11 protein-coding genes are annotated in these 12,188 nt (G+C 60.8%); 1 reads left to right on the top strand and 10 read right to left on the bottom strand.

What is annotated here, in order from left to right; all coding sequences use genetic code 11:
- From JQ587_RS36415 to JQ587_RS36370, 10 genes are all read right to left on the bottom strand, one after another.
- Positions 1-194: ATP-binding cassette domain-containing protein (locus tag JQ587_RS36415; RefSeq protein ID WP_212428581.1), on the bottom strand; the 194-nt coding region annotated here is incomplete at its 3' end.
- Between the two features lie 35 nt (positions 195-229).
- On the bottom strand, positions 230-1,225 hold the full coding sequence (locus tag JQ587_RS36410; protein WP_212428580.1) for an NAD(P)H-dependent flavin oxidoreductase: 996 nt from the start codon (positions 1,223-1,225) through the stop codon (positions 230-232).
- Entirely contained in the window at positions 1,222-2,385 is a 1,164-nt protein-coding gene (locus tag JQ587_RS36405; protein WP_212428583.1) for an acetyl-CoA C-acetyltransferase, read from the bottom strand. Before JQ587_RS36405 ends, JQ587_RS36410 begins: the two co-directional genes overlap by 4 nt.
- A 13-nt stretch (positions 2,386-2,398) precedes the next feature.
- Positions 2,399-3,172 carry an enoyl-CoA hydratase/isomerase family protein gene (locus JQ587_RS36400; protein WP_212428579.1) on the bottom strand — a complete coding sequence of 258 codons (774 nt, stop codon included), beginning with the start codon at positions 3,170-3,172 and terminating at the stop codon, positions 2,399-2,401.
- Entirely contained in the window at positions 3,169-4,236 is a 1,068-nt protein-coding gene (locus JQ587_RS36395; protein ID WP_212428578.1) for a phosphotransferase, read from the bottom strand. Before JQ587_RS36395 ends, JQ587_RS36400 begins: the two co-directional genes overlap by 4 nt.
- The gene (locus tag JQ587_RS36390) at positions 4,233-5,411 is read right to left on the bottom strand and encodes an acyl-CoA dehydrogenase family protein (protein ID WP_212428577.1); all 1,179 of its coding nucleotides are present in this window, start codon (positions 5,409-5,411) and stop codon (positions 4,233-4,235) included. The genes JQ587_RS36395 and JQ587_RS36390 overlap by 4 nt, the downstream gene beginning before the upstream one ends.
- Positions 5,408-6,169, bottom strand: a complete 762-nt coding sequence (locus tag JQ587_RS36385; protein ID WP_212428576.1) for an SDR family NAD(P)-dependent oxidoreductase — start codon at positions 6,167-6,169, stop codon at positions 5,408-5,410. The genes JQ587_RS36390 and JQ587_RS36385 overlap by 4 nt, the downstream gene beginning before the upstream one ends.
- 23 nt (positions 6,170-6,192) lie before the next feature.
- Positions 6,193-7,368 carry an acetyl-CoA C-acyltransferase gene (locus JQ587_RS36380; protein ID WP_212428575.1) on the bottom strand — a complete coding sequence of 392 codons (1,176 nt, stop codon included), beginning with the start codon at positions 7,366-7,368 and terminating at the stop codon, positions 6,193-6,195.
- A gap of 25 nt (positions 7,369-7,393) precedes the next feature.
- Positions 7,394-8,545, bottom strand: coding sequence for an acyl-CoA dehydrogenase family protein (locus JQ587_RS36375; RefSeq protein WP_212428574.1), 1,152 nt, complete (start codon positions 8,543-8,545; stop codon positions 7,394-7,396).
- Positions 8,546-9,236: 691 nt separating this feature from the next.
- Positions 9,237-9,911, bottom strand: coding sequence for a TetR/AcrR family transcriptional regulator (locus tag JQ587_RS36370; protein WP_212428573.1), 675 nt, complete (start codon positions 9,909-9,911; stop codon positions 9,237-9,239).
- A gap of 277 nt (positions 9,912-10,188) precedes the next feature.
- On the opposite strand from JQ587_RS36370, the gene JQ587_RS36365 reads away from it, so the two are divergent.
- Positions 10,189-11,730, top strand: coding sequence for an acyl-CoA synthetase (locus tag JQ587_RS36365; RefSeq protein ID WP_212428582.1), 1,542 nt, complete (start codon positions 10,189-10,191; stop codon positions 11,728-11,730).
- The last annotated feature ends 458 nt before the right edge of the window (positions 11,731-12,188 follow it).

The raw sequence follows: 12,188 nt of genomic DNA, 5'->3' as shown, positions 1-12,188 counted from the left end.
GGCTGATAGAGGCGGGAGAGGCAGTTGAACAGCGTGGTCTTGCCGGCGCCGTTGGGGCCGATCAATCCGAGGATCTGCCCCTGGTGCATGTCAAAGGACACGCCGTTGAGCGCGACGATGCCGCCAAAGGCAACCGTCACTTCACGAACCGAAAGCAGAGCCCCTCGACCCCTCATTTGTCTCACTTGATGCATGTTTCCCCAGACGCCGGCGCGGGCCGGCACTCTCTTCAGACCGGGAGACCTTCCGGCTTCAGCAATCCAGCGAGCCGCCCACGAATCGTGACCTTGGCATCGGCGACGATCCTCTCGACCAGATCCTTGCAGCTGGGCACGTCATGGATGAGCCCCTGCACCTGTCCGGCCCAGATCAGGCCCGCATCGAGGTCACCGGTCTCGAGCGCAACGCGGCCCCTTGCCCCCGAGACCAATGGCCGGACGTCGTCAAAGGCAGTGTCGGGCGCGCTTGAGATCTCAACGACCCTGTCGGACACTCTGTTCTTGGCGACGCGCCCCGTGTTCCGAAACTTGCGGAAGATGAGGTTGGTCGCCCGCTCGTCGTTCTGAACCAGAAACTGCTTCACCCCATCGTGTATCGGAGCCTCGACCGTCGCGCAGAAGCGCGTGCCCATATTGATTCCGTCAGCGCCAAGGGCAAGGGCGGCCGCGAGACCACGACCATCGCCGAAGCCGCCACTGGCCAGCATCGGAATGGAGATCTTGTCTGCAGCAGCAGGGATCAACACGAGGCCAGGTACGTCATCCTCTCCGGGATGGCCAGCACACTCAAAGCCATCGATCGAAACGACGTCGACTCCCATCTTCTCGGCGGATAAGGCGTGCCGGACCGACGTGCACTTGTGAATGACAATGATCCCGCGGGACTTGAACTCCTCCACATGCTCTTGTGGCCGAGCGCCCGCCGTCTCGACCACCTTGATCCCGCTTTCGATGATGGCCTTGCGATACTCGGCGTAAGGCGGAGGTGTCACCGAGGGCAGTATCGTTAGGTTGACTCCGAAAGGCCTGTCGGTCATCGACCGGCAGCGGTCGATCTCCCGCCGCAGATCATCCGGCGTCGGCTGGGTCAGGGCCGTGATGACACCCAACCCGCCGGCATTGGAAACCGCGCTGGCGAGCTCCGCACGCCCGACCCACATCATGCCGCCCTGCATGACGGGATGCCTGATACCGACAAGCTCCGTGAAACGGGTTTGGAATGTCATCCCAACGCCTCAACGATGGTCACGTTGGCGATGCCGCCCCCCTCGCACATGGTCTGAAGGCCATATCGCTTGCCCCGAGCCCTCAGAGCGTGGACCAGAGTCGAAAGGAGCTTCGTGCCCGAGGCGCCGAGTGGATGACCAAGCGCAATCGCGCCGCCGTTGACATTGAGCTTTGCAGGATCGGCCTCGATCGCCTGAAGCCATGCGAGCGGTACTGGTGCGAAAGCTTCGTTGACCTCATAAAGATCGATGTCGCCGATCTTCATTCCGGCCTTGGCGAGAGCGCGACGCGTCGCGTTGATCGGCTCCTCAAGCATGATGACGGGATCGCCGGCGGTTACCGTAAAACCGACAATGCGCGCGATCGGCTTCAGGCCGTGTTCTTTGAGAGCCTTCTCACTAACGACCAGCGCCGCGGAAGCGCCATCGCAGATTTGGCTTGCATTGGCGGCGCTGACCACACCGCCTTCCTTCAAGAGCTTCACCGAGCCGATCGACTCCAGAGACGCGTCGAATCGAACTCCCTCGTCCACCGCGTGTTCGCCACTGTCGATCTTCAGCGGAACGATCTCGTTCTTGAAGGCTCCGGCCTTCGTTGCCTCTGCGGCGCGCCGATGGCTTTCGAGAGCGAACCGGTCCAATGTCAGCCGATCGAACCCGTACTTCTGTGCAATCATTTCGGCGCCCTCGAACTGGCTGAAGGATTCCACGCCGAACCGCTTCTGAATGCGGTCGCTGATCGGGCCCGTGCCAATGCCTTCCTTCTGGTGCAATGAAATGTTCGAGAACATCGGCACACGCGTCATGCTTTCCGCGCCGGCCGCTATTACGACGTCCTGCGTACCCGACATCACCGCTTGGGCCGCGAACTGCACCGCCTGCTGGGAGCTGCCACATTGGCGATCGATCGTCACGGCCGGAACGGATCCCGGGAGCTTGGAGGCAAGCACCGCATTCCGTCCGAAGGCGAACGCCTGCTCGCCGGCCTGCGTCACGCAACCAAGGATCACGTCCTCGATGGCGGCCGGGTCGATTCCCGAACGATCTACGACCGCATTGAGTGTTTCCGCAGCCATGTTGGCGGGATGCCAACCAGCCAGCTTGCCGTTGCGCCTACCACCCGCGGTCCGCACTGCTTCGACGATATATGCTTCTGCCATGGCCTGTTCCTTGTCACCCTTTTGAGTTTCGACGAGCGGCGAATGCCGCGACACGGCGACGTGAGTCTTCGGAGCCGCCCAGCTCGGCAATGCTCCACATCTCCAGCTCGAGTTGCGCCTCCAACGAGCTTTCGTAGCTTTCGAGCAAGAGACGGCGTGTCGCGCCGAGCGCAGCCACCGGTTCTGCCGCAAGCTTCGCCGCAATTTCAGCGCCGGCAGCAAGCAGCTGCTCGCCATCAACGATGCGCGTAACGAGACCAATTCGCTCCGCTTCGTCGCTCGGCACGCGCCGATTGGACAGGATGATCTCCTGAGCGCGCCTGAGGCCCACCACGCGTGGTAACAGCCAGCTCATTCCTCCGTCCGGACTGAGGCCTAGGGCGGTATAGGCAGCGCAGAAGTGCGCTGAACGCGCCGCCAACGCAAAGTCACCGATCATGGCGAGGCTCATGCCGGCGCCGGCTGCAGGGCCGTTGATAAGAGTAATCAGCGGTTTACGCATGTACATGAGCCGCACGATCGCCGCGTGCAGGGTGTTCGCCAGATCCTCCAGGAAGGCCGATACGTCGGCGCCGGCTGCGGCAAATGCGCTGACGTCCCCGCCCCCGCAAAAGAGCTTGCCTCGCCCGGTCAGCACGACGCATCGGATATCATCATCGGTGTCGCAGCGTTCGGCGGCCTGCAGGAGAGCGCCAGCCATGGCGGGATCGATCGTGTTGCCGTGCTCGGGACGCGACAAGGTCACGGTTGCGATGTTGTCGGCGCAGGAGAACTCGATAGTAGTCATGAGAGGTTCTCCAGGGCACGGACAGCCAGCGCCGCCAGCTCTGGGAACGTCTTGCCGCGTTCGATCGCCTGTGTGGATGAAGCTGTACCGCGCAGCGCGCGCCCGGCGATGCCGTGCATGATCGCCGCAAGCCGGAAGAAGTTGAACGCAACGTAGAAGTGCCAGTCCGGAATCGTTTCGCGCCCAGTCGCTCGGCAGTACCTCTCGATGTATTCCGCCTCGCTCGGAATGTTGAGGGCCGCCAGGTCGGCTGCGGCAAGACCAGCAACAATGTGCGGAGGCATGCGATACATCATCGTGTGGTAGGCGAAGTCGGCAAGGGGATGCCCCAGGGTCGAAAGCTCCCAATCGAGTACGGCAATGACTCGCGGCTCTCGGGGATGAAAGATGAGATTGTCGCAGCGAAAGTCCCCATGGACGATCGCGATCTCCTCATTTTGGGGGATTCGTTCCGGGAGCTCTTTGACGAGGCGGTCCATGTTCGCGTCGCGCCCGGCGTCCGGGTCTTCCTGATACTGACGCGACCAGCGACTGATCTGCCGCGAGAAGTAGCTGCCTGGCTTTCCATAATCGCCCAGGCCAATCGAAGCTGGGTCAATGGAGTGGAGTTGCGCGATGACGTCGCACATGGCGTAGAAATAAGAAGGGCGCTGGCCTCGGCTTACGTCAGGGAAAGTTGCATCCCAGAAGATCCGTCCCTCGACGAGCTGCATCACATAGAATTCGCTGCCGATAACCGACGTGTCGGCGCAATAGCCGTAAATGCGCGCTACCGGAAAGCCAACTTGCGATAGCGCGCCCTGTACGCGCGCCTCGCGGTCGACTGCGTGCGCGCCGGACACAAGCGACCCTGGTGGTTTCCGCCGCAGGACATAAACGCCGTCTGCTGATTGAAGGCGGTAGGTCGGATTCGACTGGCCGCCCGTGAATTTCGAGATGCTGAGAGGCCCTCGAAACCCATCGACATTGGCCGCCATCCAGCGCGCCAGGGCAGCCTCGTCAAGACGATGGGCATCAGAGGGCGCCGCCAATCCCGAGTTTGCAGAATCATCGGGGGCGCTCACGGGGTCACCCTCTTCTGCCAGTCGCGCTTGATCTTCTTCGCGAGCGACCATTTGTGCACTTCGGTGGGACCGTCATAGATGCGAAATGCACGAACCTCACGGAACACTTGTTCGACGATGGTTTCGTTGGTGACGCCCGATCCGCCCATCACTTGGACGCAACGATCAGCAACCCGCATGAGCGCCTCGCTCACCGCGACTTTGGCCATCGAGCTCTCGTTTGTTCCGAGTGAGCCGGTATCGAGGACGCTCGCGCACCAGGAGATCATCAACTCGGCTTGTTTGAGGTCGATCAGGTTGTCTGCGAGCATGAACCCAACGCCCTCATGATCGATGAGCGTCTTGCCGAACGCCTGTCGGCGGTTGGCGTAGTTGGTTGCGATCTCGTTCGCACGAATGCAGGCGCCCAGCCAGCGCATGCAATGCGACAGCCTGGCCGGCGCAAGCCGGACTTGCGCGTACTTGAACCCCTCGCCCGGTTGTCCGAGCATTTGGTCGGCTGGAATGCGCAGATTGCGGATAGTCACGACAGCGTGCCCGCCTGGCATCGAACTATCGATCGTATTGGGCACGTGATCGATGGTTATTGCAGGATCAGGCAGATCGACGAGGAACATGCAGGCGCCCTCTTCGGCCTTTGCCATGACGATGCCGACCCTGGCACCGCGGGCACCGGTGATGAACGCCTTGCGACCATTCACAACCCACTGGTTGCCGTCCGGTCGGCAGGTCGTCTTCATCATCGAGGGATCGGATCCCGCTCCCCCCTCTTCAGCCGGCTCGGTCATGAAGAACGCGGACCGAGCACGCCCCTCGACGAGCGGTTTGAGAAAGCGCTCCTTGATCTCCGACGAGCCGATCTTGCCCAGAAGGTACATGTTGCCTTCGTCGGGAGCCGCCGTGTTGCATGCGAGCGGACCAAGCGGCGATAGGCCGGTCTTCGCCAGAACGATTGCGGTTTCCCCCTGCGAGAGGTGTGAACCGTCGGCCAGAATGTGTGGCGTCAATACGCCCGCGGCCCGTGCCAGCTCGCGCAGCTCCGTGACCAATTCGTCCTTTGGGCAATCGTGATGATCCCGCCGGGGATCGCGCTCGAATGGGACAACGACGTCCCGAACGAAGCGCTCGACGCGATCCGCGATCTCTCGAGTACGCTCGGCGCCCACCCCGCTCATTTCGGTGCCATCCGGATTGCGCCATCGAGACGGATTGTTTCACCGTTCAGCATCGGATTGGCGACGATCGACTCGACCATTTGAGCAAATTCCGACGGCTGCCCAAGCCGGCTGGGAAATGGAACCTGCTTGCCGAGCGACTTCTGCGCTTCTTCGGGAAGCGACATCAGCAGCGGGGTAAGAAAGATGCCCGGCGCGATCGTCATCACACGGATTCCGTAGCGCGCGAATTCGCGAGCGAGAGGCAGTGTCATGCCGACGATTCCGCCCTTCGACGCGGAATAGGCGGCTTGGCCGATCTGGCCATCGAATGCAGCCACGCTTGCCGTGTTGATAATGACGCCCCGCTCCTCACCGGCAGTCTCGGCCGTGTGGAGGCGGGCGGCAAACTTCGAGAGCATGTTGAAGCTGCCGATCAGATTGATGTTGATGGTCCTGGCGAAGTCTCGCAGCGGCAGCGCCTTGCCGTCTCGACCGATCGCCTTGCCGGGCGGTCCGAGTCCGGCACAATTGACCAGGATGCGCGCCTTACCTTGCATGCGCTCTGCTGACTCCAGAGCCTGTTCGACACCATCTTCGTCAGTCACATCGACCTTGATGAAGTGCCCACCGATGCTCTTGGCGTGCGCCTCGCCCAACTCAGCATTGAGGTCCAGGATGGTGACCTTGGCGCCCGCAGCCCCCAGTCGCTCCGCTGTCGCGCCACCGAGGCCAGACGCACCGCCGGTCACAATCGCGGCTGTTCCGTTGATTTGCATGATGCTTCCTTGCTTTTCCGATTTCAGATCTCGATGGCCATCGCCGTCGCTTCGCCGCCGCCGATACAGAGGCTGGCCACGCCGCGTTTGAGCCCGCGCGCCTTGAGCGCGGCGAGCAAGGTGACGATAATCCGCGCGCCGCTGGCGCCGATGGGGTGGCCGAGAGCGGTCGCACCGCCGTTGACGTTGAGCTTTTCGGCTGGAATATCGAGCTCCCGCGCAGCGATCATCGCCACCACGGCAAAGGCCTCATTGATCTCGTAGAGATCAACGTCCGAAGCAGACCACCGAGCCTTGGCGAGGACCTTCTGGATCGCAGGGACGGGAGCAGTCGTGAACAGAGCCGGCGCGTGGGCGTGAGCAGCGTGCGCCCGGATCGTTGCGGCAATCGGCAGTCCCAATCTCTCGGTGATGCTCCGCCTGGTCATGATCAGGGCGGCGGCTCCATCGGAAATCGACGATGCGTTGGCAGCAGTGATCGTGCCGTCAGGAGCAAATGCCGGTTTGAGGAGCGGTATCTTCTCCGGCTTGGCCTTTCCGGGCTGCTCATCGGTATCAACCACCAATCCCGCCTTGGGTGCCGGCGGCAGTGCCACGATCTCATCGGCGAATGCTCCGCCTGAAATGGCGACCTTGGCCCGGTCCAGGGACCGGAGCGCATATTCGTCCTGAGCGCTGCGACTGAATTGAAATTCGCGCGCGGCATCTTCCGCAAACGCGCCCATTGCCTTGCCAGGAGCGTACGCGTCCTCCAATCCATCCATCATCATCGTGTCGACGATGCGGTCGTGCCCGATGCGCGCGCCACCGCGATGCTTGGGCAGGGCATACGGAGCGTTCGTCATGCTTTCCATGCCGCCCGCAACGACGACGTCGGCGGATCCCACTGCAATTGCATCGTGAGCCAGGATCGCGGCCTGCATCCCCGAGCCGCACATTTTATTGACGGTGGTTGCCTGAGCACTCAGCGGCAAGCCCGCCCCGAGCGCGGCTTGTCGAGCAGGCGCCTGCCCAAGGGCGGCTGGCAGCACACACCCCATGAGAACCTGATCTATCTTGTCGGTCGCGACGCCGGCCCGTTCGACCGCCGCCTTTACCGCTGCAGCGCCTAGCTCGGTGGCCTTGAAGCGAGCAAGCGATCCCTGAAACGACCCGATGGGCGTTCGTGCGTAGCCCGCGATGACGACTGGATCGGACATGGAGGCGCCTCCGGATATCTCGGTGCTAGTCACGTGCTGCCGCAGCTTTCGCGAGGTCACGCGCAATAACCATTCTCTGGATATCCGATGTGCCTTCATAGATCTGGCAGACACGGACATCGCGATAGATTTTGGCGATGGCAGAATCTTCCAGGTAGCCGTAGCCACCAAAGGTCTGCAGCGCACCGGAGACCACTGCCTCGGCTGTTTCTGAGGCCACGAGCTTGGCCATCGACGCTTCTTTTAGACACGGCAGAGCCGCGTCCTTCATCGCAGCAGCATGCAACACGAGCTGATGAGCGGCCTCAAGCCTTGCAGCAAGATCCGCAAGACGAAACCCGACAGCCTGATGAGAGATGATCGGGGCTCCGAAGCTCTTGCGCTCGCCGGCGTACCTCACCGCCGCATCGAGAGCGGCCTGCGCCATCCCCACGCATTGAGCCGCAATACCGATGCGGCCAGCCTCAAGATTGGAAAGTGCGATTGAGTAGCCCGCACCTTCAGAACCAAGCCGCATTCCCTCTTCGACGAAAACGTCATCGAATCGAATGGCACAAGTATCGGATGCTGCCTGCCCAAGCTTGTGTTCGATTCTCTCGACGCCGTAACCAGGACTGTTGGTGCGAACGAGGAAAGCCGAGATGCCGCGCTTGCCCGCGGCGGGATCGGTTACGGCGAACACGATCGCAAGACCGGCAGTTCTCCCCGACGAAATGAACTGCTTGGCTCCGTTTAGCTTGTACCCACCGTCTGCGCGAACAGCACGCGTCCTCAACGCCGATGCATCCGAGCCCGCTTCCGCTTCTGTTAGCGCGAACGCGCCAATCATTTGCCCGCCGATGAGCGAGGGCAGGAATTTCGCTTGCTGCTCCGGCGTACCATCCTTCAACAGACCTGATACGATTAGGCTGTTTTGAATGCTCAGTATCGTAGAGAGCGCGCCGTCCGCTGCGGCGATCTCGATGAGTGAAGCCGCATAGGATACGTAATCCGCACCGGCTCCGCCGACGGCTTCGGGAGCGGTCATTCCCATCAGCCCCAGACTCGCGAGCTCCTCAAAAAGCTCTGACGGATATCCCTTGGCTTCTTCGTACGCGCGCGCGTGAGGGGCAATGCGCTCCTGGGCGAACTTGCGCACCTCGTCACGGATAGCAGCTTGCGTCTCATTCAGGATCACGCCGCAGACCCCACCGTATATTCGTCAATGCCGGGAAGAGAGCAAACGACCGCAGGGACGCGGGGATTAAGAGAACGATGCAATGAAGACGTTGCTTTCATTGGCTCTTTTGCCGAGTTGCTCGGCTCCTCCCCTGTTGAATTTCCGCGCTTCTGGACCGGCGCCAAAAAGTGATATTGACGTCATATTACTGGCAGTCGCCGCCGTCAAGGCTTCGCGTTACTGCCGCAAGTCAATGGACGGCACTTTTCGGCAATGAGCGCTCGACCGCTGCTGGCAGCCTCTGCCCGCCGAGCACAACGCGCCTCGTTGCCAGCAGCTCGCGGGGGCGTATTTGATGGTCGACCGCGTCCCCAGCGACCGGATCAATCGATGACGATAGGCGGCAACCCTGTGCGGTTACGTTGCCTTATTCGCGCATTGCTCTCGTGCGCGGGTCAATTGTCAGTCGGCAGCCAACCAACTTACTACCGTCAAAAACTTCCGGGGAAGAAGCGCAGACCGGACAACGGTACTCGCCTATTTCGCCTGGCTGTGACGATAATTCGAGGCGACGAAATCCAGAACAAACGACATCGCTCGTTTCATGTCACACCGGTCTAGACCGAGATGTCATAACTTTCGAAACGCTGAGTGCGGCCAAACAAGGTGACCTTCGGTGCTGCCGTCAGATGCCGTTAAGCGCAGGGCACTAATTTGGAGCAGCGTGAACTTCGCTGGGCGCGCCGAACACGCCCCGATACCAGATCTTCCCGCAATGTGAGCCTATATGCTCAATCTCGGCTTCGCTCGGATCATTCGCGGCGAGATCAAGTTTCATGTAGGAAACTTGCTCCATTGTAGCTCCGAGCACTTCGGCAGCCATCTCTGGATCAAGCTCACGACTTAGTTCGCCCAATCCTTGAAGGCGCGTCAGCCAAGTGGAGGTGCGCCTTACGAAGCGACTACGTTCCGTGACATAGAGAGACAGAAATGTCGCTTTCTCGCCGCGAGCTGCCGCCTCGCGCATCACGCGCAATAGCTTGCGGTGTCGAGCGTAGATCTTGAGGTAGGCGATCGTATTCTCAACGAACTCCGCCTCGGTTGCCTTGAGCGAGCGGCCAATTCGGCGCTTGCTCGCAACGTAGATCTCGTCGACCAAAGGCCGCAATACGGCCAGCAAGATCTCGTCCTTGTTTCGAAAGTGCCGATAGAAATTGCCATAGGAGGTGCGAGCAATCTTGACGATGTCCTCGACCCGAGTGGCCTCGTATCCTTTGCGCGCGAATACACGTGCCGAGGCGTTGAGCAGCCGCTGACGCATCGCCGCCCCCTTTGCAGTTGCAGGGGCTAAGGGCTCCAAAGCAGAATCATCGGTCTCCAGCATTTGCCATCCATAGCATTGCAGCAGCTTGACCACCAGCGCACAATCAGTAATGTGACATCAATATCATTTCTTGCACAAGCTCGAACTTCAAGCAAATCAAAGGGTGGGAAGGCGCGGAGGGCGTTAGCCGCCTGACCAAATCAGTGACAAAAGGCATTGGCGCGAGGGAGGGTCCGGCTCACGGGTGATCAATTCGATGATCCCGAACCTCACCAGCCGATTTCGTTCGAAACCAAGACCGCCACTTCGTCGGAAGGGCGACATCCAGGGAGTGCTTATGTATCCGGGGACTCATGCGCTTACAAATCCGGACCGCCCTGCTCTCATCATGACGGCAACCGGCGAGGTCGTGACCTATGCCGAACTCGAGGATCGGTCACGGCGGGTTGCGAACTGGCTCTTTGACGCGGGTCTGCGGCCTGGCGATGTCGTGGGTGTCCTCTCCGACAACAGCCCCTGGATGTTCGATATCTACTGGGCCACTCAGCGTTCGGGTCTGTACCTGATGCCGATAAACTATCGGCTGAGCCCGGATGAAGTCGACTACATGCTCGCCAATTCCGGTGCCGCGGCGTTGTTCGTAGGCCGAGGCGGCGCCGAGACGGCATCGAAACTTGGCGGACATGGCCAACTCAAGCGTCGCGTCAGCCTCGAAGGGGACTTGGCAGGTTACGAGTCGTACCAGCAGATCCTCAAAGCTGCTCGCACCACCTTGCCATCTTCGCAGCCTCGTGGCGCCGACATGCTTTACTCCTCCGGCACAACGGGCAGGCCCAAAGGCGTAAAGCATGCGTTGCCGGAGCGACAGGTTTCCGAGCCGGGCGACACCATGGCGCAGATGTTTTCGTCGAACTTCGGCTTCAATGACAAAACCATCTACCTGTCTCCCGCCCCCCTGTATCATGCCGCGCCGCTCCGAACCTGCGCGACCGTCCAGGCGCTGGGTGGCACGGCTCTCGTCATGGACAAGTTCGACGCCGAAGCGGCTTTGGCCGCTATCCAACACTATAAGGTGACTCATAGTCAGTGGGTTCCAACCATGTTTGTCAGGATGCTCAAACTCCCTGAATCAATCCGTAACCGATATGACGTCAGCAGTTTGCAAATCGCCATTCACGCCGCCGCACCGTGTCCGGTTGAAGTCAAACGAGAGATGATGACGTGGTGGGGGCCAGTCCTATGGGAGTATTACTCCGCCACCGAAATGAACGGGATGACCGTGATTGGACCAGAGGAGTGGCTGAGAAAGCCCGGCTCTGTCGGCCGCACGGTTCTTGGGACAATCCATATCTGCGACGAGGAAGGCAATGAACTTCCGATGGGGCAGACGGGCGTCATCTATTTCGAACGCGACAGGTTGCCGTTCGTCTATCATGACGAGCCGGAAAAGACGCGAGCCGCCCAACATCCTGCGCATGCTTTCTGGACAACGGTCGGTGATATCGGACACGTCGATGCGGATGGCTATCTTTTCTTGACTGACCGCAAGGCGTTCATGATCATCTCCGGCGGAGTGAACATCTACCCTCAAGAGATCGAGAACGTCCTGGTCGTTCATCCCGCTATCGCAGACGTGGCCGTGATCGGTGTTCCGGATCCAGAAATGGGCGAACAAGTGAAGGCGATAGTGCAACTCATGCCTGGCCTCGGAGGGAGCGATAACCTGGCGCAAGAGATCATCGCATTCGTGAAGGCTCGTGTTGCCGGCTACAAGGCACCCCGCACAGTCGACTTTGTGCATGAAGTCCCGCGTTCGCAGACGGGCAAGCTTATGAAGCAGGAGTTGCGCAAACGATATTGGCCGCAGATGACAGGCTAACGCCCGCTGCCGGGGTAACCGAGGCGACACGCGACGGATAGGCCGCGCGAGGGACTGCGTCAGCGCCGCTAGACGGCGCCTCTCCAACGATCCGTCGTGGCAGGACCACTGGTGGGACCGACCCGCTCCGTCTCAGCATCTACGATGACCGACTCTTCCCTTCGCGGGATGAGGTCTCGCCTTCGCCAATTCATTGCGTCGAAGGCACAATTCTTCGATCTTCGCCAGCATTCTGCTTACAGTTGCCTCCGCCGAGTTGACGCGTATTCCAGCACGTTGGAGACGGGCAATCTCTCGGCGATGGCGCCCAACCTGAACGCGCATGCGATCTATTTCGCGACGGATCAATTCAAGAGTTGGCATGCTTCAAGCTCGGCTACGCCGCCGCCTCGCTGTGCCCGAGCCGGGCATTCAGCTTGCGGATCAGCTCTTCGGCGGCGTCCGCGATCACCGTGCCG

The sequence above is a fragment of the Bradyrhizobium manausense genome (assembly GCF_018130615.1).
Taxonomy (GTDB): Bacteria; Pseudomonadota; Alphaproteobacteria; order Rhizobiales; family Xanthobacteraceae; genus Bradyrhizobium; species Bradyrhizobium manausense_A.
The sequence above is the reverse complement of the archived record's forward strand: the minus strand, read 5'-3'. Positions and strand labels throughout refer to the sequence as shown.

What these genes read in the sequence shown, in the direction of transcription:
- JQ587_RS36410 (WP_212428580.1), bottom strand. Translation starts at nt 1,225, where the DNA reads ATGACATTCCAAACCCGTTTCACGGAGCTTGTCGGTATCAGGCATCCC.
- JQ587_RS36405 (WP_212428583.1), bottom strand. Translation starts at nt 2,385, where the DNA reads ATGGCAGAAGCATATATCGTCGAAGCAGTGCGGACCGCGGGTGGTAGG.
- JQ587_RS36400 (WP_212428579.1), bottom strand. Translation starts at nt 3,172, where the DNA reads ATGACTACTATCGAGTTCTCCTGCGCCGACAACATCGCAACCGTGACC.
- JQ587_RS36390 (WP_212428577.1), bottom strand. Translation starts at nt 5,411, where the DNA reads ATGAGCGGGGTGGGCGCCGAGCGTACTCGAGAGATCGCGGATCGCGTC.
- JQ587_RS36385 (WP_212428576.1), bottom strand. Translation starts at nt 6,169, where the DNA reads ATGCAAATCAACGGAACAGCCGCGATTGTGACCGGCGGTGCGTCTGGC.
- JQ587_RS36380 (WP_212428575.1), bottom strand. Translation starts at nt 7,368, where the DNA reads ATGTCCGATCCAGTCGTCATCGCGGGCTACGCACGAACGCCCATCGGG.
- JQ587_RS36370 (WP_212428573.1), bottom strand. Translation starts at nt 9,911, where the DNA reads ATGCTGGAGACCGATGATTCTGCTTTGGAGCCCTTAGCCCCTGCAACT.
- JQ587_RS36365 (WP_212428582.1), top strand. Translation starts at nt 10,189, where the DNA reads ATGTATCCGGGGACTCATGCGCTTACAAATCCGGACCGCCCTGCTCTC.